The 20258-nt window shown below is 73.2% G+C and carries 19 protein-coding genes; 5 read left to right on the forward strand and 14 right to left on the reverse strand.

The window, feature by feature from the left end; translation table 11 throughout:
* Window positions 1–174: 174 nt before the first annotated feature.
* The 5 genes from ABZ495_RS12245 to ABZ495_RS12265 all read left to right on the forward strand — a co-directional run bounded on the left by ABZ495_RS12245 (window position 175) and on the right by ABZ495_RS12265 (window position 6985).
* Window positions 175–1062 (forward strand): FAD binding domain-containing protein, encoded by an 888-nt coding sequence (locus ABZ495_RS12245; RefSeq protein WP_359835586.1) that lies wholly within the window; start codon window positions 175–177, stop codon window positions 1060–1062.
* Window positions 1059–1544 carry a (2Fe-2S)-binding protein gene (locus ABZ495_RS12250; RefSeq protein ID WP_359835588.1) on the forward strand — a complete coding sequence of 162 codons (486 nt, stop codon included), beginning with the start codon at window positions 1059–1061 and terminating at the stop codon, window positions 1542–1544. Before ABZ495_RS12245 ends, ABZ495_RS12250 begins: the two co-directional genes overlap by 4 nt.
* Window positions 1541–3913, forward strand: coding sequence for a xanthine dehydrogenase subunit D (gene pucD / locus ABZ495_RS12255; protein ID WP_359804321.1), 2373 nt, complete (start codon window positions 1541–1543; stop codon window positions 3911–3913). The genes ABZ495_RS12250 and pucD overlap by 4 nt, the downstream gene beginning before the upstream one ends.
* A gap of 319 nt (window positions 3914–4232) precedes the next feature.
* Window positions 4233–5717: an NCS2 family permease gene (locus ABZ495_RS12260; RefSeq protein ID WP_359835590.1), complete on the forward strand. Its 1485-nt coding sequence runs from the start codon at window positions 4233–4235 to the stop codon at window positions 5715–5717.
* An 83-nt stretch (window positions 5718–5800) separates the two neighbouring features.
* Entirely contained in the window at window positions 5801–6985 is a 1185-nt protein-coding gene (locus ABZ495_RS12265; protein WP_359835591.1) for an XdhC/CoxI family protein, read from the forward strand.
* A 24-nt stretch (window positions 6986–7009) separates the two neighbouring features.
* Here ABZ495_RS12265 and ABZ495_RS12270 read toward each other — a convergent pair whose 3' ends face one another.
* The 14 genes from ABZ495_RS12270 to allB all read right to left on the reverse strand — a co-directional run bounded on the left by ABZ495_RS12270 (window position 7010) and on the right by allB (window position 20206).
* Window positions 7010–7303, reverse strand: a complete 294-nt coding sequence (locus ABZ495_RS12270) for a hypothetical protein (RefSeq protein ID WP_329490613.1) — start codon at window positions 7301–7303, stop codon at window positions 7010–7012.
* 109 nt (window positions 7304–7412) lie between these two features.
* Window positions 7413–8033 (reverse strand): LysE family translocator, encoded by a 621-nt coding sequence (locus tag ABZ495_RS12275; RefSeq protein WP_329490612.1) that lies wholly within the window; start codon window positions 8031–8033, stop codon window positions 7413–7415.
* A 48-nt stretch (window positions 8034–8081) separates the two neighbouring features.
* Entirely contained in the window at window positions 8082–8285 is a 204-nt protein-coding gene (locus tag ABZ495_RS12280) for a cold shock domain-containing protein (RefSeq protein WP_359804318.1), read from the reverse strand.
* A gap of 98 nt (window positions 8286–8383) precedes the next feature.
* Window positions 8384–9298, reverse strand: coding sequence for an SDR family oxidoreductase (locus ABZ495_RS12285; RefSeq protein ID WP_359804317.1), 915 nt, complete (start codon window positions 9296–9298; stop codon window positions 8384–8386).
* A gap of 177 nt (window positions 9299–9475) precedes the next feature.
* Window positions 9476–9892 carry a PIN domain nuclease gene (locus tag ABZ495_RS12290; RefSeq protein ID WP_359804316.1) on the reverse strand — a complete coding sequence of 139 codons (417 nt, stop codon included), beginning with the start codon at window positions 9890–9892 and terminating at the stop codon, window positions 9476–9478.
* Window positions 9885–10082, reverse strand: coding sequence for a type II toxin-antitoxin system VapB family antitoxin (locus ABZ495_RS12295; RefSeq protein ID WP_359804315.1), 198 nt, complete (start codon window positions 10080–10082; stop codon window positions 9885–9887). Before ABZ495_RS12295 ends, ABZ495_RS12290 begins: the two co-directional genes overlap by 8 nt.
* A 78-nt stretch (window positions 10083–10160) precedes the next feature.
* Window positions 10161–11882, reverse strand: a complete 1722-nt coding sequence (locus ABZ495_RS12300) for an SDR family oxidoreductase (protein ID WP_359804314.1) — start codon at window positions 11880–11882, stop codon at window positions 10161–10163.
* On the reverse strand, window positions 11879–12763 hold the full coding sequence (locus ABZ495_RS12305) for a M24 family metallopeptidase (RefSeq protein WP_359835593.1): 885 nt from the start codon (window positions 12761–12763) through the stop codon (window positions 11879–11881). The genes ABZ495_RS12300 and ABZ495_RS12305 overlap by 4 nt, the downstream gene beginning before the upstream one ends.
* 14 nt (window positions 12764–12777) lie before the next feature.
* Window positions 12778–13866, reverse strand: coding sequence for a PDR/VanB family oxidoreductase (locus ABZ495_RS12310; protein WP_359804312.1), 1089 nt, complete (start codon window positions 13864–13866; stop codon window positions 12778–12780).
* Between the two features lie 19 nt (window positions 13867–13885).
* A complete protein-coding gene (locus ABZ495_RS12315) occupies window positions 13886–14800 on the reverse strand; it encodes a metal-dependent hydrolase (protein ID WP_329490604.1) in 915 nt (304 codons plus the stop codon).
* A 204-nt stretch (window positions 14801–15004) separates the two neighbouring features.
* Complete coding sequence (locus ABZ495_RS12320) at window positions 15005–15784, reverse strand: IclR family transcriptional regulator C-terminal domain-containing protein (RefSeq protein WP_359835595.1); 780 nt, start codon at window positions 15782–15784, stop codon at window positions 15005–15007.
* A gap of 265 nt (window positions 15785–16049) precedes the next feature.
* Window positions 16050–17510, reverse strand: a complete 1461-nt coding sequence (locus ABZ495_RS12325) for a catalase (RefSeq protein ID WP_359804311.1) — start codon at window positions 17508–17510, stop codon at window positions 16050–16052.
* A gap of 54 nt (window positions 17511–17564) precedes the next feature.
* On the reverse strand, window positions 17565–18830 hold the full coding sequence (alc, locus tag ABZ495_RS12330; RefSeq protein WP_359835597.1) for an allantoicase: 1266 nt from the start codon (window positions 18828–18830) through the stop codon (window positions 17565–17567).
* On the reverse strand, window positions 18827–20206 hold the full coding sequence (gene allB, locus ABZ495_RS12335) for an allantoinase AllB (RefSeq protein WP_359835599.1): 1380 nt from the start codon (window positions 20204–20206) through the stop codon (window positions 18827–18829). The genes alc and allB overlap by 4 nt, the downstream gene beginning before the upstream one ends.
* Between the last annotated feature and the right edge of the window lie 52 nt (window positions 20207–20258).

Genomic DNA, 20258 nt, shown 5'->3' on the forward strand with positions numbered 1-20258 from the left:
TCGGTGACTGCCAGTGGGCCCCGTCACAGAGGTTCACTGGCCACACGCCGCCGGACACACCCCGGTGACCAGGACCCGACGCGGAGGCGACGAAGCGGACAGCGCGGTCCGAACACCGAGTTCCGGGCACTGTGCCCACCCGTCCGGCCGGCAACGACTTGAGGAGACACCCGCATGGAGTTCCTTCGGCCCGCTACCTGGGACGAGGCACTCGCGGCGAAGGCTGAGTACCCGACCGCGCTGCCCATCTCGGGCGGTACGGACGTCATGGTCGAGATGAACTTCGACGTGCACCGGCCATCCGCGATTCTCGACCTGAACCGCATCACCGAGCTCACCGAATGGTCGAACGACGGCGACGTCGTCCGGCTCGGCGCCTCCGTCCCCTACTCCCGGATCATCGACGAGCTGTCCGGTCCGCTGCCCGGCCTCGCGCTGGCGGCCCACACCGTCGGCTCGCCGCAGATCCGCAACCGCGGCGGCGTCGGCGGCAACCTCGGCGGTGCCTCCCCGGCCGGCGACGCGCACCCCGCGCTGCTGGCCGCCGGCCGCGACGTGTTCGTCGAGGCGGACTCCGTGCGCGGCACCCGGATGATCCCGATCGACGAGTTCTACGTCGGCGTCAAGCGCAACAGCCTGGCGGCCGACGAGCTGATCAGGGCCGTGCACATCCCCGTCGCGGACGGCCCGCAGCAGTTCTCCAAGATCGGCACCCGCAACGCCATGGTGATCGCGGTCTGCGCCTTCGGCTTCGCGCTGCACCCGAAGAACGGCACCGTCGGCACCGGGATCGGCTCGGCCGCCCCCACGCCGCGCCGCGCCGTCGAGGCCGAGGAGTACCTGCGGGGCGTGCTCGCCGAGCGCGGCCTGTGGGAGTCCGGCGAGCTGCTGGGCGCCGAGGTGATCCAGCGGTTCGGCGAACTGGTGAAGTCCGCCGCCTCGCCCATCGACGACGTCCGCGGCACCGCCGACTACCGGCGGCACTCGCTGGCCGTGATGGCGCGCCGCACGCTCACCTGGACGTGGAACGACTACAGCAAGCAGATCAGGAGCGCGGCATGAGGGTCACTTTCACCGCCAACGGCAAGCCGGTCGAGGCCGACGACGTCTGGGAGGGCGAGAGCCTGCTCTACGTGCTGCGCGAGCGGGTCGGCCTCCCGGGCTCGAAGAACGCCTGCGAGCAGGGCGAGTGCGGCTCCTGCACGGTCTACCTGGACGGCGTCCCGGTCTGTTCGTGTCTGGTCGCGGCCGGCCAGGTGCAGGACCGCGAGGTCCGCACCGTCGAGGGCCTGAGCGACGAGCAGGGCGAGCTGAGCCTGGTCCAGCAGGCCTTCATCGACGCCGGCGCCGTCCAGTGCGGCTTCTGCACGCCCGGCCTGCTGGTGCAGACCGACGCGCTGCTGGCGAAGGACGCCCAGCCGAGTGACAACGACATCCGTGAGGCGCTGTCGGGCAACCTCTGCCGCTGCACCGGCTACGAGAAGATCATGGACGCGGTGCGGCTGGCTTCCGCCCGCACGTGCGAGAGGGCGACGTCGGAATGAGTACTCGCACCATCCAGGGTCAGAAGAACCTGCAGAACATCAACCAGGCCAGCAAGGACGGCATCGGCGGCTCGCCGCTGCGCCCGGACGGCAACCTGAAGGTCAAGGGCGAGTTCGCCTACTCGTCCGACCTGTGGCACGAGGACATGCTCTGGGGTATGGCGCTGCGCTCGCCGCACCCCCGGGCGAACATCCTCTCGGTGGACATCGCCGACGCGCTGAAGGTCCCCGGCGTGTACGCCGTCCTCACGCACGAGGACATCCCCGGCACCAAGTACTACGGCCTGGAGATCCAGGACCAGCCGGCCCTGGCGATCGACAAGGTCCGCTACCACGGTGAGGCCATCGCGCTGGTCGCGGCCGACCACCCGGAGACGGCCCGCCGCGCGGTGAAGAAGATCAAGGTCGAGTACGAGGTGCTCACCCCGATCACCACCGAGGAGCAGTGCCTCGACCCGGAGACCCACGGCTACGTGCACGAGCCGCACGAGTTCAAGTCGCACGGCTACGGCAACATCTGCCACGAGCAGAAGCTGGTCTCCGGCCTCGGCGTGACCGACGAGGTGCGGGCCCTGGCGGACGTCATCGTCAAGGGCAGCTACGAGGTCGGCATGCAGGACCAGGCCTTCCTCGGCCCGGAGTCCGGCCTGGCCGTGCCGGCCGAGGACGGCGGCATCGACCTCTACATCGCCACCCAGTGGCTGCACGTGGACCGCCAGCAGATGGCCCCCGTGCTGGCCCTGCCGGAGGAGAAGGTCCGCCTCACGCTGGCCGGTGTCGGCGGCGCCTTCGGCGGCCGCGAGGACATCTCGATGCAGATCCACGCCTGCCTGCTCGCCCAGCACACCGGCAAGCCGGTCAAGATCGTCTACGCCCGTGACGAGTCCTTCTACGGCCACGTGCACCGCCACCCGGCGAGGATGACCTACGAGCACGGCGCCACCCGGGACGGCAAGCTGGTCTTCGCCGACTGCCGGATCGTGCTGGACGGCGGCGCGTACGCCTCCGCCTCGCCGGCCGTGGTCGGCAACGCGGCCTCACTCGGCCACGGGCCGTACGTGATCCCGAACGTCAAGATGCACGCCATCGCGCTGTACAGCAACAACCCGTCCTGCGGGGCGATGCGCGGCTTCGGCGCGGTCCAGGCCGCGTTCGGCTACGAGACCCAGATGGACCGGCTCGCCGCCGAGCTGGGCATGGACCCGGTCGAGCTGCGCCAGCTGAACGCGATGTCGGAGGGCGACTTCATGCCCACCGGCCAGCAGATCGACTCGCCCGCCCCCGTCGCCGAACTCCTGCGCCGGGTCAAGGACATGCCGCTCCCGCCGCCGCTGGACACCGAACAGCTGGACGTCCGCCAGCTGCCCGGCGCGCTCTCCAACACCTCGCACGGCGAGGGCATCGTGCGCGGCGTCGGCTACTCGGTCGGCATCAAGAACGTCGGCTTCTCCGAGGGCTTCGACGACTACTCCACCGCCCGGGTGCGCCTGGAGGTGATCGGCGGCGAGCCGGTCGCCATGGTGCACACCGCGATGGCCGAGGTCGGCCAGGGCGGCGTCACCGTGCACGCCCAGATCGCGCGCACCGAGCTGGGCGTCGAGCAGGTCACCATCCACCCGGCCAACACCGAGGTCGGCTCGGCCGGTTCGACCTCGGCCTCCCGGCAGACCTACATGACGGGCGGTGCGGTGAAGCTCGCCGCCGAGGCCGTCAAGCAGGCGCTGATCGAGAAGGGCCGCCGGCGCTACGGCTGGACCCAGCACGACCTGACGCTGGCCGGCGGCAAGGTGGTCTCGCCGTCGACGGGCGCCCTGGTCTCCATGGTCGACCTGCTCGGCGACGAGGCGATCGACCTCACCCGCGAGCACCACCACCGCCCGACCGTCCCGTTCGACAAGGAGACCGGGCAGGGCTTCGGCCACGTCCAGTACACCTTCTGCGCCAACCGCGCCGTGGTCGACGTGGACGTCGAGCTGGGCCTGGTCAAGGTGGTCGAGCTGACCGCCGTCCAGGACGTCGGCAAGGCGCTCAACCCGCTCTCGGTGGTGGGCCAGATCCAGGGCGGCTGCACCCAGGCGCTCGGCCTGGCCGTGATGGAGGAGATCATCGTCAAGGACGGGAAGGTCCGCAACGCGTCCTTCACCGACTACCTGATCCCCACCATCCTGGACACCCCGCCGATCCCGGTGGAGATCCTCGAACTCCCCGACCCGCACGCCCCGTACGGGCTGCGCGGGGTGGGCGAGGCCCCGACCGTCTCCGCGACGCCGTCGATCGTGGCCGCCATCCGCAACGCCACCGGTCTGGCGCTCAACCGGATCCCCGTCCGGCCCGAGCACCTGACCACCGAGGCCCCCGGACCGACGTAGCCACCGGGTCTCCCCCGCACCTCCCCGGGGCGGCGACCGTCTTCCCCGCCGCCCCGGGGCAGTTCCACCCCGAAGTACGGGCACCACACATGCACCAGCCGAAGCAAAGCGAACGCATCCTCCCGCTGCCTCTCCCACGCCGGGGTTCTGCAGCGGTGCGCACCACCCACCCCCGGCCGACGGCCGGTGGAACGCACTGCACCGCAGCACTGCCACAGAGTGCGCCCAGTGAGTCGAATCGTCCCCCTGTGCCAACTTCGTTGACTGGCTGTCAGGTCGGCTCGCCCACCCCAACCCCCTTTGACACTTGGGAGTGGACATGACCAGGATCCCCACGGAGCCCGGCACCACTGAAGACAGACCCACCGAGGACGACACCCCCACGTCGGCCCCGGTCACACCGCCGAAGAACGCCATGGACGCGTACTTCAAGATCACGGCCCGGGGATCGACCTTCGGCAACGAGATCCGCGGTGGCCTCACCACCTTCATGGCGATGGCCTACATCGTCCTGCTCAACCCGATCATCCTGAGCGGCGCCGACGTCAACGGCCTCAAGCTGGACCACGCCCAGCTCACGACCGCCACCGCGCTCGCCGCCGCCGTCACCACGATCCTGATGGGCGTGGTCGGCAACGTCCCCCTCGCGGTCGCCGCCGGCCTCTCCGTCTCCGGCGTGATATCCGCCCTGGTGGTACCGCACACCACCTGGCCCCAGGCGATGGGCCTCTGCGTCGTCTACGGCCTGCTGATCGTCCTGCTGGTGGTCTCCGGACTGCGCGAGAAGATCATGAACGGCATCCCCCTGCCGCTCAAGCACGCCATCACCATCGGCATCGGCCTCTTCGTCTCGCTGATCGGCCTGGTCAAGGCCGGCTTCGTGCACACCGGCGGTCCCACCCCGCTCGCGCTCGGCCCCTTCGGCGAACTCGCCGGCTGGCCCGTGCTGGTCTTCTGCCTCACGGTGCTGACGATCTTCGTCCTGCTGGCCCGCAACGTCCGCGGCGCGATCCTGATCGGCATCGCCGGCGGCACCGTGGTGGCCTTCGTCATCAACGCGGTCGCCGACCTCCCGGCGAAGACCTGGGTCAGCTCCGCCCCGGTGTGGCCGAGCGGCGGCCCGGTCTCCGCACCCGACTTCGGCCTCTTCGGTCACATCGACGTCTTCGGGGCCTTCGGCAGCCACGGCCTCGGCGCGATCAGCGCCTCGGTCGCCGTCTTCACCCTGGTCCTGGCCGGCTTCTTCGACGCGATGGCCACCATCATCGGCGTCGGCACCGAGGCGGGCCTGGCCGACAAGCAGGGCCGGATGCCCGGCCTGTCCAAGGCGCTGTTCATCGACGGCGCCGGCGGTGCCATCGGCGGTGTCGCGGGCTCCTCCGGCCAGACCGTGTTCGTCGAGTCGGCCACCGGCGTCGGTGACGGCGCCCGGACCGGCCTCGCCTCGACCGTCACCGGCGGCGTGTTCGCCCTCATGCTGTTCTTCTCGCCGCTCGCCGCGATCGTCCCCACCGAGGTCGCCTCCGCGGCCCTGGTCGTCATCGGCTCGATGATGATGAGCCAGGCCCGGCACATCGACTGGTCGGACCGCGAGGTCGCCATCCCGGCCTTCCTCACCTGCACCCTGATGCCGTTCACCTACAGCATCACCGCCGGTGTCGCCGCGGGCGTCATCTCGTACACCGTCATCAAGGCCGGCACCGGCAAGTGGCGCGAGCCCGGCCCGCTGATGTGGATCCTCACCGGCGTGTTCGTGGTCTACTTCGCGCTCACTCCGATCAAGTCCTGGCTGGGCGTCCACTAGCAGCACCGCCGCCGTACGGGAATCGTTTCCCGTACGGCGGCACCTCCCGTTCCGTCTTCCGAGGTGTTAAGGAGCTCCCCGACATGCACGACATCGCCGAGCAGCTGCAGGCCTGGCACGCGTCCGGGCGTTCCTTCGCCGTGGCCACGGTGGTCGGGGTCTCCGGCAGCGCGCCGCGCGACCCGGGTGCCGCGCTCGCCGTCGACGCGGCCGGCGAGGCGATCGGCAGCGTCTCCGGCGGCTGCGTCGAGGGAGCCGTCTACGAGCTCTGCCAGGCCGCCATCGAGTCCGGCCGGCCGGTGCTGGAACGCTTCGGCTACAGCGACGAGGACGCCTTCGCGGTCGGCCTGACCTGCGGCGGCGTGCTGGACGTCTTCGTCCAGCCGGTCGTCCCCGGCACCGACCCCGCACTCGACGCCGGCATCACCTACCTCGCCTCCGGCACCCCGGTCGCCCTGGCCCGGGTGATCGACGGCCCCGCCGCGCTGGTCGGCGCCACCGTCGCCGTCACCGCCGACACCCACCACGGGGCTCTCTCCCCCGCGCCCACCACCGTGGCCCCGCTGGAGCGCGCCGTGGTCGCCGAGGCCCGCGCCATGCTGGACGCCGGGCGCACCGGCCGCCTGGTCCTCGCCCTCGACGGACGCCCCTGCGACGACCGGGAGCAGGGCACCGTCACCTTCTTCGTCGAGTCCTACGTCCCCGCGCCGCGGATGATCGTCTTCGGGGCGATCGACTTCGCCGCCGCCGTGGTGCGGATCGGCAAGTTCCTCGGCTACCACGTCACCGTCTGCGACGCCCGGCCGGTCTTCGCCACCGAGCGGCGCTTCCCCGAGGCCGACCAGGTGGTGGTCGACTGGCCGCACCGCTACCTGGACTCCCAGCTGGACCGGATCGACGGGCGGACGGTGCTCTGCGTCCTCACCCACGACGCCAAGTTCGACATCCCCCTGCTGGAGCGCGCGCTGCGGCTGCCGGTCGGCTACATCGGCGCGATGGGCTCGCGCCGCACCCACCGGGACCGCAACACCCGGCTGCGCGAGGTCGGCCTGACCGACGCCGAGATCGGCCGGCTGCGCTCGCCGATCGGCCTGGACCTCGGTGCCCGGACCCCCGAGGAGACCGCCGTCTCGGTCGCCGCCGAGATCGTCGCCCACCGGCGCGGCGGCAGCTGCCTGCCGTTGAGCCGCGGCGAGGGGCCGATCCACCACGACCTGGCGCGGGCGGCCGGTCCGGCCACCGGGGACGCGCGGTCCCACGCGGCCTGACCGCGGCGCGGCCCGGCCCCGCCGTCACCGCACGACGTCGTGGACCTCGCGGATCAGCGGCGGTGCGGCCGGGATGCCGACCTCCTGGAGGATCGGCAGCAGCACCGCCGAGAAGTGCTCGAAGGCCTCCCGGGACTCCCACACTTCGGTGACGTGCCAGCCGCCGCCCGGCGTCGGACCGGACACGTGCAGGACCAGCCCGCGCACCGGCCAGTCCGAGGGCGCGTTCAGCCCGGTGCCGCCGGTCAGCCGGTCCACCGCCTCCTCGTACTGGTCCCGGGTGGTACCGGGGAATTCGAACATCACGATGATGGCCATGCGCTGCTCCCGTCGGATGGGCTCCGTCGCCTCCCATGCAGCCCCGCCCCCGCCCGCCCGGCCATCCGGCGCCACCACCCGGGTGACGTCGGGCAGCGCGCCGGGCGGGCTACTCCGAGAGCGCCAGCCGCACCCCGAAGCCCACCACCACCGCACCCGTCACCCGGTCCAGCAGCCGGCGCGCGGCGGGCCGACTCAGCCAGCCGCGCACCGCCCTGGCGAAGCCCACCAGCACGGCCGACCAGAGCAGCCCCTCCACGACGTGGACGCAGGTCAGGGCCACCCCGGCGGCGAAGTGCGGGGCCCCCGCGGGGATGAACTGCGGCAGCACGGCGACGTAGAAGACGCCGACCTTGGGATTGAGCAGATTGGTGAGCGTGCCGCGCCGCCAGCCGGACCGGACCCCGCCGCCGGTCGGCAGCCGCTCCGGTTCGGCCCCGCCGCCCCGGTTGCGCAGCAGGCCGATCCCCATCCAGACCAGGTACGCGGCCCCGGTCCAGCGCAGGACCTCGTACGCCAGGTGGGAGGCGGTCAGCAGGGCGGTCACCCCGGCCGAGGTGAGGGTGCCCCAGATCAGGGTCCCGGTCTGGATGCCGAGCACCACGCCCCAGGCCTGCCGGCGCTCCCCCAGGGCGGAGGTGCGCAGCACCAGCGCGGTGTCGATCCCGGGCGTGAGCGTGAGCAGTCCCACCACGAGGGCGAAGGACCACAGGGCGGTCGTCATCTCCATGGGCCTTGATCGTAGGGCCTCGGCCGGCCGGAGCGGGCCGACCGCGGGTCAGAGCGGGCGCACCCGCTCGGCCACCCAGCGCCCCTCCTGCTCCATCGGCTCGTACTCCACCCGCCGCCCCTCGGTGAGGACGCGGTCGCCCTCGGCCAGGATCGAGTCGAAGTAGACGTAGAGGGCGGGGCCGTCCTCGTCGGGGGTGATCAGGCCGTAGCCGTGGTCGGCGTGGTAGGACTGCACGGTGCCGGTGGCCATGGGGGTTCCCTCGCTTCCGCTGGGTGATGGAACTCCTGGGTACCAAATGCCCGGCCCGGAGCGGCCACGGCGCGCCCGGCCGCGCGCCGCGGCCTCGCTCAGCGGTAGCCGGCCGGGTCCAGCGGGCCGTCCGCCGTCTCCTGGTCGACCAGGTAGCGCCAGGCGTCCGGGCGGCTGCCGTCCAGGTCGGTGAAGCCGTACTCCTTCGCCAGGGCGCCGCTGGAGAGCGAGCTGCCGTTGAAGCGCGCCACCCCGGGGTCGCAGGCCAGCGCCACCACGGCGCGGCCGACGTAGCCGGGCGACTCCGAGACGCCGAAACCGGGCTGCTTCGCGGTCGCGTCGCGCCAGTTCTCCTCGGTGACGCCGAAGTGCTCCAGCATCATCTCGGAGCGCATCCAGCCGGGGGTCAGCGCGACCGCCGTCGCCCCGCGCGGGGCCAGCTCGTGGCCCAGCGCGAAGGCCATCCGCAGCACCGCGGACTTGGCGAGGTCGTAGCAGAGCGAGTTCCGGTAACGGGTGGCGTTGTAGTCGGCGGTGCCGTCGGTCATCTCCACCACCAGACCGCCCGGGCGGCGCAGCAACAGCGGCAGCAGGTGGTGGTTGGTGATCACGTGCGTCTCGACGGCCAGGCGCAGCAGGCGCAGCCCGTTGTCCAGGTCGTGCTCCCAGACCGGGCTCTCCCACTCGAAGAGGTTCTCGCCGCCCCAGATGTCGTTCACCAGGACGTCGAGCCCGCCCTGCTCGGCCTCGATCCGCCGCGCCACGGCCTCGACCTCGGCGGGGACGAGGTGGTCCGCGCGGACCGCGATCCCCCGGCCGCCGGCCGCGGTGACCAGTGCCGCCGTCTCCTCCAGGGTCTCCGCCCGCCCGTACTCCGAGCGGTGCCCGCCGGCACTGCGCCCGGTCGCGTAGACCGTCGCCCCGGCGGCCCCCAGCTGCACCGCGATCCCCCGCCCGGCCCCCCGGGTCGCCCCGGCGACCAGGGCGACCTTGCCCGTGAGCGGCTGTGCCATGTCCCGTCCTTCGCTCGTGCTTCCTCCGACACCATGGATGCTGCCCCGGGAATCCGGGACTTACCGCGCCGTGCCGTCGGGCGGCGGCATCATGTCTTCGCCGCCGGCCCGTCGATGCGGCCACCCGCGACGACGTACGAGCGCACGCGGCAGGCTCCCGGCGCCGCGGGGGGCGGGTCAGTCGGCCGTACCCGGCGGAACGACCCAGCGGGTGGATTGACCGGTCACGGCGGCGATCATGTCGTAGTCACCGTCGTAGTGCAGGACGGTCGCGCCGTGACGCTCGGCCGTGGCGGCGATGACGAGGTCCGCGACCGACAGGGCCCGCCAGTTGCCGGCGGCCGTCAGTCGTGCCTGCACCTCGATCGCCCGGTCCCAGACCTCGTCCGGCGTCGGAAGCCAGTCGAAGCCGCGCATTCCTTCGCGAATGCGCTCGGCATCGGCCTTCGAGCGGGCGCTGTGCATGACCTCCAGCTCGACGGCCCCGCAGACGGCGAGGAGTCCGGCGTTGTGCAGCGGCTCGATCGCGGCGCGGACGGCAGGTTTCGGGTACCGGGCGAAGGCCGACTTGTCGATCAGGAAGCGCTTACTCACCCGGGTGCGCCTGGCCGGTGAGGTCGGGCAGTCCGCCCTCGGAGAGCCAGGTGAAGAAGGACTCGCGCTTGCGGCGCTTGATCGCGTCCTCCAGGGCCGCGTTGACCGTGGCGACCTTGGTGGTCGTCCCGAAGATCTCCGCGGCCTCGGCGAGGAGCGTGTCGTTGACGTCTATCACGGTGCGAGCCATGGCGGGCCTCCCGAGCGAGCTGGGCCTGTGATATCGATTTCCAGCCTACCCGATATCACAGGCCCACCGGCCGGTCCCTCAGGTCACGTTGAGGCGGGCCGCCAGGCGCAGCAGGCCCGGGGAGAGGCGGCTGAGGAAGCGGGCGGCCTTGGCCTCGGGGGTGACCGGGACGACCGGCTTGCCGGTGCGGACGGCGTGCAGGATCGCGGTGGCGACCTTCTCCGGCGGAAAGCCCCGGCGGGCGTAGAGCTTCGCGGCGCGGGCCTGCTTGGCCGCCTGCTGGTCGGCGCTGGTGGCGGAGAAGGTGGAGGTGCGGGTGATGTTGGTGTTGACGATGCCGGGGCAGATGGTCGAGACGCCGATGCCGTGCCCGGCGAGTTCGGCGCGCAGGCAGTCGGAGAGCATGAACACGGCCGCCTTGCTGGTGGCGTAGGCGGTGAGCGCCTTGGACGGCAGGTAGGCGGCGGCCGAGGCGAGGTTGACGATGTGCCCGCCCCGGCCGCGGTCGGCCATCAGCGAGCCGAAGGCGCGGCAGCCGTGGATCACGCCCCAGAGGTTGACGTCCAGGACGCGCTGCCACTCCTTCTCGGTGGTCTCCAGGAACGTCCCGGAGTGGCCGATGCCCGCGTTGTTGACCACCACGTCGGGGACGCCGTGCGCGGCGGCGACCGCCTCGGCGAAGGCGTCGACGGCGGCACCGTCGCTGACGTCGACCCGGTAGGCGTGCGCCTGGGGGCCGAGCAGGGAGGCGAGTTCGGCGGTGCGCCGGGCGGCGTCGTGGTCGAGGTCGCAGACCACCACCCGGGCGCCCTCCTCGGCGAAGGCGAGCGCGGTGGCCCGGCCGATGCCGCTGCCGCCGCCGGTGATGACGACCAGCGGGCCGTCGCCGGCCGGGTCGGGGGCCTGTCCGGCGTCGACACCGGCGGTGAACTCGCGGACCATCCCGGCCACGGCGGTTCCCTTCTCCAGGAGGGCGGACCAGTGGGTGGCGTGCAGGGAGCGGCGGGTCAGCCTGGGCACCCAGCGCTCCAGCCCCTCGGAGAGGTACTCGCCGACGTAGTGGTCCCGGGTGAGGGTGATCAGCTGGACCGGCACCTCAGTGGGCCGCTCGCGCGGATTGCGCAGGGTGGGGCGCATGTTGGCCCGGTAGAGCTCGATGCCGCGCACCGCGTCCCGCCGCAGGGTGGGCTGCGGGTGGCCGGGCCGCGGGGTGACGGCCTCCAGGTCGCGCAGCACCCGGGGCCAGGCGCGGGCCAGGCCGAGCCGCCAGATGCCAGGGGCGAGGTAGGGCAGGTGGAAGGCCGTGATGTACCAGGAGTGCACGCCCTGCGCGAGCAGTTGCCGCAGGTGGCGCGGGGTGGGGCGGCGGTAGCGCTCGCGCATCCAGTGGCCGATGTGGTCCAGGCAGGGGCCGGACATCGTGGTGTAGGAGGCGAGCCGCCGCTCGGCGCCGGGCGAGGTGACGGCCTCCCAGGACTGCAGCGAGCCCCAGTCGTGGGCGACCACGTGCACCGGGCGGTCCGGGCTGACCGCGTCGGCGACCGCGAAGAGGTCGGCGGCCAGGTGCTCCAGCCGGTAGCCCTCGCGCGAGGCGGGCGCTCCGGACTCGCCGGCGCCGCGTACGTCGTAGCGGACCACGTGGTGGTCGCGGGCGAGGTCGGCGGCGATGTCGTCCCAGACCACGTGGGTGTCCGGGTAGCCGTGCACCAGCAGGACGGTGGGCGCGTCGGGGTCGCCGTCCTCGAAGACGGCGAGCGGCAGCCCGCCGGAGTGGACGGTGCGGCGGCGGGTGGTGGTCATCGGGTCGCCTCCTGGGCGGTCGCCTCGGCGTGGGCAGCGGTCCAGCGCCGCACGTGCGGCAGGTCGTCGTCGAGCCAGTACGCGTCGTCCGCGGTGACCACCAGCAGCTCCTCGAACTTGATGCCCACCGCGCGGAACCCGATGTGCGGCTCCACCGCCCACAGGCCCGGGGTCGGCGCGTGCCGGGAGGACCGGCCGTCCGCCCAGAGCGGGGAGCGGCCCTGGAGGCGCTCGCCGATCAGCTCGCGGCCGAGCGTCTGGAGTGTACGCACCCCGAAGCCGAGGACGTTCACCCCGGCCGGGCCGCGGCTGGTGGTCCGGGTGACCTGGTGGCCGATCACCCGGCCCGGGTAGACCCGGTGGCGGTTGTCGTAGCCGTGCGCGGCGATCTGCGCGTCCACCGCCGCGTACACCTCGTCGAGCGGGCGGCGGGCGCGGACCTCGGTGAGGATCAGCTCGCGGTAGACCCGGAGGTCGGCGGCCAGCCGGTCCCAGACCGGGTTCTCGCCGACCTTGCCGCCGTAGCCGATGTCGGCGGTGTAGCCGTCCACGATCGGCGCGCAGTCCAGGACGTACGGCATGCCGTCCTCCAGCCGGCGGTCGCCGGCGAAGAACTGCAGCGGGGTGCGGAAGTGCCGGAAGGCGGTGCGGTCGCCGAACCAGGCGAAGGGGACGTGGAAGAAGTCCTGCACGCCGGCGGCGACCAGGCACCGGCGCAGCTCGGCGGTGGCCTGCCGCTCGGTCACCCCCGGTTCGATCCAGGCGGCGACCTGTTCGGCGCAGTGGTAGGCGAGTTGCTGGACCTCGCGGAAGCGGTCCAGGTCGTGGTCGGTGAACGGGAAGGCCGGGGTGCGGGGCACGGCCGGGGGGCGAAGCAGCACGGCGGGCTCCAGTGCTAGAGGTCCAGGACGAGGGTCTCGCCCCCGGCGGCCCGGGAGACGCAGGGCAGCAGGGCGCCGGCGGCGCGCTGCTCGGGGGTGAGGCGGCGGTCGCGGTGGTCCGCGGCGCCGGCCACCAGCCGGACCTCGCAGGTGCCGCAGAAGCCCTGGTGGCAGGAGTACGGCAGGTCCGGACGGGCCTCGCGGAGCACGTCCAGGGCCGACCGGTCGGCGGGGACGTCCAGCACCGGGCCGTCCGTGCCGAGCTGGACGGCGAACGGCTCGCCGCCGGTGACCGGGGCGGCGCCGAACCGCTCGAAGTGCAGGGCCCGGGCCGGCGATCCGTCCAGCGCGCGCTGGACGGCGGTCAGCATGGGGGCCGGGCCGCAGCAGTAGACGGCGGCGCCGCGCGGGGCGTGGGCCAGCAGCTCGGCGCCGGTGGGCACCCCGCCGTGCTCGTCGTCGGTGCGCAGGTGGACCCGGCCCGGGTCGAGGCCGCGCAGCAGCTCCGCGTAGGGGAGGGTGTCGGCGCTGCGGCCGACGTGGACGAGGTGCCAGTCCAGGCCGTGCCGCCGGGCCTCGTGGACCATCGGCAGCAGCGGGGTGATCCCGATGCCGCCGGCCAGCAGCAGGACGGCCGGCTCGGCGCAGAAGGCGAAGCCGTTGCGCGGGCGGCGGGCGGTCAGCCGGGTGCCGGGGTGCAGCTCGCGGTGGATCTCCTCCGACCCGCCGCCTCCCCCGGGCAGCCGGCGGACCGCGATCCGGTAGGCCCGCCGGTCGCCCGGGTCGCCGCAGAGCGAGTAGTGCCGCTCGCGGCCCGAGGGCAGCGCGAGGCGCAGGTGCGCGCCGGGCTGCCAGGGCGGGAGCGCCCCGCCGGAGGGGTCGCCGAGCAGCAGCTCGACGACGTCGGTGGCGATCGTCCGACGGGCGGTCACCACCAGCTGCAGCGCCGGGGTGGGGCGGCCGAACGGGCGCCGGGGGCTGCGGCGCAGCAGCGGGCCGCCCAGCGCGGGGGTGTAGCGGTCGCCGAAGGCGGTCAGGCCTCGCATGAACCGGTCCGCGCGGGGGCGGCCGTAGAGGTCCGGGGGCGGGTTGTGCAGGTCCATCCGGGCGACTCTCCTGGCGTCAGTGGGCGGCGGCGCGGGCGGCCGGGGAGGTGGCGAGGTAGCCGAGGGCCTGGCTGGAGGAGCCCTCCTGGGTGGGGTGGTAGCCGGGACGCAGGTAGCGCAGGCCGGAGCGGAGCGAGCGGACCGGGTCGGGCAGCAGGCCGCGCCGGGCGAGCCGCCGGGCCTCCCGCCAGCTGGGCCGGATCCGGCCGTCCAGGGTGGGGTCGGCGGCCAGCAGGAAGCGGGCGCCGCGCACCCAGAGGTGGACCAGCAGCGGCCCGGAGACGGCCATGCCGCGGATCCGGCGGGCGTAGCCGGGGTCGAGGTGGACCATCAGGTCGTAGGCGACGCTGCGGTGCTCGACCTCCTCGGCGCCGTGCCAGCGCAGCAGGTCCAGCATCGTCGGGTCGGCCTTCGCCCGGTCCAGGCCGGGGGAGTTGAGCGCCCAGTCGCCGAGGAAGGCGGTGAAGTGCTCGATCGCGGCGACGAAGGCGACCCGCTCGACGATGTTCTCGCGCCGCCGGACGGGCGGGAGGCCGGGCTTGTCCCCGAGGACGCGCTGGAACAGCCAGGTGACCTGGCGGACGTAGGGACGCGGGTCGAGGCCCTGGCCGAGCAGGTGGTCCAGCACCTCCTGGTGGGCCTCGGCGTGGATGGCCTCCTGGCCGATGAAGCCCAGCACCTCCTCGCGCAGCCGGTCGTCCCGGATCAGCGGCAGCGCCTCCTTGAACACCTTGACGAACCAGCGCTCGCCCTCCGGGAGCAGCAGGTGCAGGACGTTGATGACGTGGGTGGCCATCGGCTCGTCGGGGATCCAGTGCAGCGGCAGCCCGGACCAGTCGAAGCGGACGTCCCGGGGCTCCAGGACGAGGCTGTCGTGGACCCGGGCGGCCGGGGCGGCGACGGCGGGAACGGGTGTGGTGGTGCGGGGCATGGAGGCCCTCCTGACCTGGGGGCGGGGCGGCTCGGCTCGCGCGGCACCAGGCAACTTACTCGCGGGTAGCGCCTGCTACAAGGGTTTCGGCAGCCCTTATCGACATCGAGTCTAATAGGTGATGTGCACCGGACGGCGGCCCTGGAAACACGCGAGCCCCGCCGGGGTCCGGCGGGGCTCGTGGACGGGGGCGGCCCCGAAGGGTCAGACCGCCATCGCGAGCATCAGCGGCGCGGCCCGGGCGGCCAGCAGCTCGGCGGCCGCCTTGAGCCGGTGCACGTTGTCGAGCGGCATCGAGGTGGCCAGGCAGCCGACCGTGCTCCCCGCCGTCACCGGCACGGCGGCGCAGACGGTGCCGAGCGCGTACTCCTGGATGTCCAGCACCGGCACGGTGGCCGGCTGGCGCTCCAGCCGGTGCATCAACTGGTCGGCGTCGACGACGGTCCGCGAGGTGAGCCGGGCCACCGGGTGGCGGGACAGGTGGTCCCGGCGGGCGTCGTGGTCGAGCTGGCTGAGCAGGCACTTGCCGATCGCGCTGGCGTGCGCGGTGGCCCGGAAGTCCACCCACTCCTGCACCGCCGGGGCGTGCTCGGCGGCCGCCACCGCCTCGACCGACAGCTCGCCGTCGTGGTACCGGGTGAAGTACACCGCCGCGCCCAACTCGTCCCGCAGCTCCGCGAGTTTGCGGTCCAGCCGGGCCCGGACCAGCTGCTCCCGGTTGTACTGCCCGAGCAGCGCGAAGGTGCCGCCGAGCACCCAAGCGCCGTCCTGGCACTGGAGGTAGCCCTCGACCTCCAGGATCTCGGCCAGCCGGCGGACGGTGGGCAGGGCCAGGGACGTCTCCCGGGCGAGGGAGACCAGGGTGGCACCGCCGGGGTGCCGGTCGACGGCCTCCAGCAGTCTGAGGGCGTGCTGCAGGGAGGTGAACGGACCGGGCACGCCCTCGTCCAGCATGGCGTGGCGACCCGGGGCTGGTGTCGACATGTCGTCCCCTTCCGATGTCCCCCAGGGAGTTACCCGCGGGTGTTCTCCAGCCTAACCACCCGGGGACGTCGGCCGGTGCCGCTCCGCGGATATTCGTGCAGGTACGGTAAAGAACTTGACCGGCGCCGGTGTCGGGTGCTCTGTGCGGACAGCACAACGGCCCCTCCCCCACTGCCCTGGGGGGAGAGGCTCGGTGTGCGGCCGCCGGGGTGCGGGCCCCGGCGGCCGGTGAGGGTGGTTCACAGCGGACCGGAGGGACGCCGGGTCAGCCCTCGTCGCCGGCGCGGAGCTTGGCCACGGCGGCCTCCAGCCGGCTGCCGTACTCCTCGTCGGCCGCGTGGAAGTGGGCGAGGTTCTTCTCGACGATGTCGTCGCGCGTCACCTGCGCCAGGAAGCCCGCGATGTTGTCGATCAGGCGGGTCTTCTCGCCGGCCGACATCAGCCGGTAGAGCTCACCGGCCTGGAAGAAGTCGTCGTCCTTGGTGTGCGCCGGCGTGGTGTAGGTGCCGGTGTGGCCGTTCAGCGCGACCGGCGCGGCGAGCGCGTTGTCGGTCTGGGCCGGGCCGTCGTACGAGTTGGGCTCGTAGTTCTTGCCGCGGCCGGACTTGTTGACGGCGGCGAAGCCGTCGCGGCCGTAGTTGTTCGCCTCGGTCGCCCGGGGGGCGTTGACGGCGAGCAGCGTGTGGTTGACGCCGAGGCGGTAGCGCTGGGCGTCCGCGTAGGCGAACAGCCGGCCCTGGAGCATCTTGTCCGGGGACGGGCCGATGCCGGGCACGAAGTTGTTCGGCGAGAACGCCGACTGCTCGACCTCGGCGAAGACGTTCTCCGGGTTCTTGTTCAGCACCAGGCGGCCGACCTTGACCAGCGGGTAGTCGGCGTGCGGCCACACCTTGGTCAGGTCGAAGGGGTTGAAGCGGTAGTCCGCGGCCTCGGCGACCGGCATCAGCTGGACGTACAGCGTCCAGCTCGGGAACACGCCGCGCTCGATGGCCTGGTGCAGGTCGCGCTGGTGGCTGTCGGCGTCGGCGCCGAGCACCTCGGCGGACTGGCCGCCGTCCAGCGAGCGGATGCCCTGGTTGGTCTTGAAGTGGTACTTCACCCAGAAGGCGTCGCCCTGCTCGTTGACCCACTGGTAGGTGTGCGAGCCGTAGCCGTTCATGTGGCGGTACGAGGCCGGGATGCCGCGGTCGCCGAAGAGCCAGGTGATCTGGTGGGTGGAGGCCGGCGAGTGGGCCCAGAAGTCCCAGACGTTGTCGGCCTCCTGGACGCCCGTGTACGGGTCGCGCTTCTGCGAGTGGATGAAGTCCGGGAACTTGATCGGGTCCTTGATGAAGAACACCGGGGTGTTGTTGCCGACGAGGTCGTAGTTGCCCTCCTCGGTGTAGAACTTCACCGCGAAGCCGCGCGGGTCGCGCACCGCGTCGCTGGCACCCAGGTTGCCCGCCACGGTGGAGAAGCGCAGGAACAGTTCGGTGCGCTTGCCGACCTCGGAGAGGAAGGCCGCCCGGGTGTACTGCGACACCTCGTCGGTGACCTCGAAGTACCCGTAGGCGCCGGAGCCCCGGGCGTGCACGACGCGCTCCGGGATGCGCTCGCGGTTGAACCGGGCCAGCTTCTCCAGGAGCTGCTGGTCCTGGATGAGCAGCGGGCCGTACTCGCCGGCCGAGGCCGAGTTCTGGTTGTCGGCGACGGGCGCGCCCGACTCCGTGGTCAGGATCTTGGACATGGAGGGTCCTTCAGGGTCGACAAAGACGTGCGTGGAGAGGAGGTTGACGGCGTCTCAGACGCCGAGCAGGCGCCAGACGGCCGAGCGGCGGCGGGAGGAGTGCTCGCCGTCCGGGCCGTCACCCGGCCGCAGCGCGGCGACGGCGGCGGTGGCCGCGGCCCGGTCCGCCAGCGGGCGGGCGGCGGCCAGGTCGGCGGCCTCCGCGCCGGTGAGACCGGCCTCGGTGAGCGCGGCGGCGGCCTCGGCGGCGGGAACGGCGTTGAACCAGCGCAGGGCGAGGGCCGCACGGCCCGACTCGGTCAGCCGGCCGGTGAGGCGCAGCCGGGCGAGGCCGCCGTCCGGGTACACGTTGATCCGGACGTGGGTCGCCGGGCGGCCGACGTCGAGCCGCAGGCGGTGCCGGGTGTCGGGCTGGAGGCGGGTGCGGGGCAGGATCTCGAACCAGCCGTCGGGGTCGGTGGCCGGGTCCCCGCCGTCGGTGGCGTCGTAGCCGGTCAGGTCGGCCCAGCCGGGGGCGTTGGCGACGAAGTGGGTGGTATCCACCTCGGCGGCAAGGACCTCGCCGCCCCCGGCCAGGGCGATCTGCACCCAGTCGTTGGCCTTGTCGCGCCGACGCCGGGTCTCCCAGCCCTCGCCCATGACGGTGGCGCGGCCGGGAGCGTTCAGGTTGTGCGGGGAGGAGAAGTAGCGGTCGGACGCCGCCTCGGCCACGCCGCCGAACTCCTGGGCGGCCAGGTCGAAGGTGAGGCCGTCCAGCTCGCGCGGGTCGGGCAGCACCTCGCCGTGCACCCGCAGCCGGGCGACCCCGCCGTCCGGGAAGATGTTGAGGCGTACGTGGGTGTAGCGGGTGCCGTCGGCTATCGCGAACTCGTGCGCGGTGTCGCCCCGGAGCGGGGTGCGCGGCAGCAGTTCGACCCACTCGGCGGCCGCGAGCTCCGCCGGCGACGGGTGCCCGGGAACGGCGGCGGCCTCGACCGAGGCGCTCTCCGGGTAGTTGCCGGTGAAGTGGGCGGTGTCCACGACGAGGCCGCGGATCACTCCGCCGACGCCGAGCCGGACGACCGCCCAGTCGTGGTCCTCGTCGGTGGGGTGCGGCTGCTCGGGGCCGGCGCCGCGGCGGCGCCTGGACTCCCAGCCGTCCATGATCTGGCCCTTGTGGCCGAAGGTGTGCGCGCGGAACTCCGCGGGCTTGGCGACCAGCAGGTTCTCCGCGTCCGCGAAGGTGTCCTCGTTGGTGGCGACGACGCCCGCGCCGAGCCGCCGGGAGGCCAGGTCGACCAGCTCGGTGAACGGAGCGCTCGGGGTGTTGACGGTGCTCACTGGGTCTCCTGGTGACGGGTGATCCGGCGGCCGAAGGGCTCGGCGGCGGTGTCGACCACCCGGCCGCGCAGCCAGGTGGTGCGGACGGCGCCGGTCAGCGTGCGGCCCGCGTAGGGGGTGACGGGATTGCGGTGGTGCAGCTCGGCGGCGTGCACCGCGAACGCGCCGTCCGGGTCGAAGGCCACCAGGTCGGCGTCGTGGCCGACGGCGATGGCGCCCTTGGTGCCGGTGAGGCCGACCAGGGCGGCCGGCCCGCTCGCCATCCAGCGGACCACGTCGGACAGCGTGTGGCCGCGGCGGCGGGCCTCGGTCCAGATCGCCGGCAGGCCGAGCTGGAGGGAGGCGATGCCGCCCCAGGCCGCCGCGAAGTCGCCGCTGCCGCCGAACTCGGGCAGCAGCTTGAGGTCCGGGGTGGACGGCGAGTGGTCGGAGACGATCGCGATGAACTCGCCGGCGGCCAGCGCGGCCCAGAGCGCGTCGCGGTTGGCCTCGTCGCGGATCGGCGGACAGCACTTGAACGCGGTGTCGCCGTCCGGCACCTCCTCGGCGGCCAGCGTGAGGTAGTGCGGGCAGGTCTCGGCGGTCACCCGGACGCCGTCCGCGCGGGCCTGCCGCAGCAGCGGCAGCACCGCGGCGGAGGAGACGTGCAGGATGTGCACCCGGGCGCCGGTCCGGCGGGCGGTGTCGAGCAGCCGGGCGACGGCCGCGGTCTCCGCGTCGGCGGGCCGGGAGGCGAGGAAGTCGCGGTAGTGCACGCCGGGTTGCTGCGGGGCCGCGGCGAGCACGGCCGGGTCCTCGGCGTGGATGATGGCCAGCGCGCCGATCCGGGCCTGCTCGGCCAGCGCGGCCTCCAGGTCGGCCTGCTCGACGTGCGGGAACTCGTCCACGCCGGACGGCGCCAGGAAGCTCTTGAAGCCGAACACGCCCGCGCGGTGCAGCGGTTCGAGGTCCGGCACGTTGCCGGGGACGGCCCCGCCCCAGAACCCGAGGTCGACCCAGGCCTGGCCCTCGGCGGTCTTCCGCTTGGCCTCCAGGCCGTCCACCGTGGTGGTGGGCGGGATGGAGTTGAGCGGCATGTCGATGATCGTGGTGACCCCGCCGGCGGCGGCGGCCCGGGTGGCGGTGGCGAACCCCTCCCACTCGGTCCGGCCGGGCTCGTTGACGTGCACGTGGGTGTCGACCAGACCGGGGAGCAGGGCGGTGTCGCCGAGGTCGGTGAGTCCGCCGCCGCCGGCCGTGAGCGCGCCGTGCCCGGCGATCCGCTCGATCGTGCCGTTGCGGATCAGCACGTCAGCGGGACGTTCGCCGTCCGGCAGCACGACCCGGCGGGAGCGGATCACCGCCGTCTCGCTGAAGGACGCCTCGCTGGGGGGCATGGGGGACCTCCGAAAACCTGGGTACGAGTGGGGTGTGCCGAAGGAATGCCCG

This window comes from Kitasatospora sp. NPDC005748, assembly GCF_040630735.1.
Lineage (GTDB): Bacteria > Actinomycetota > Actinomycetes > Streptomycetales > Streptomycetaceae > Kitasatospora.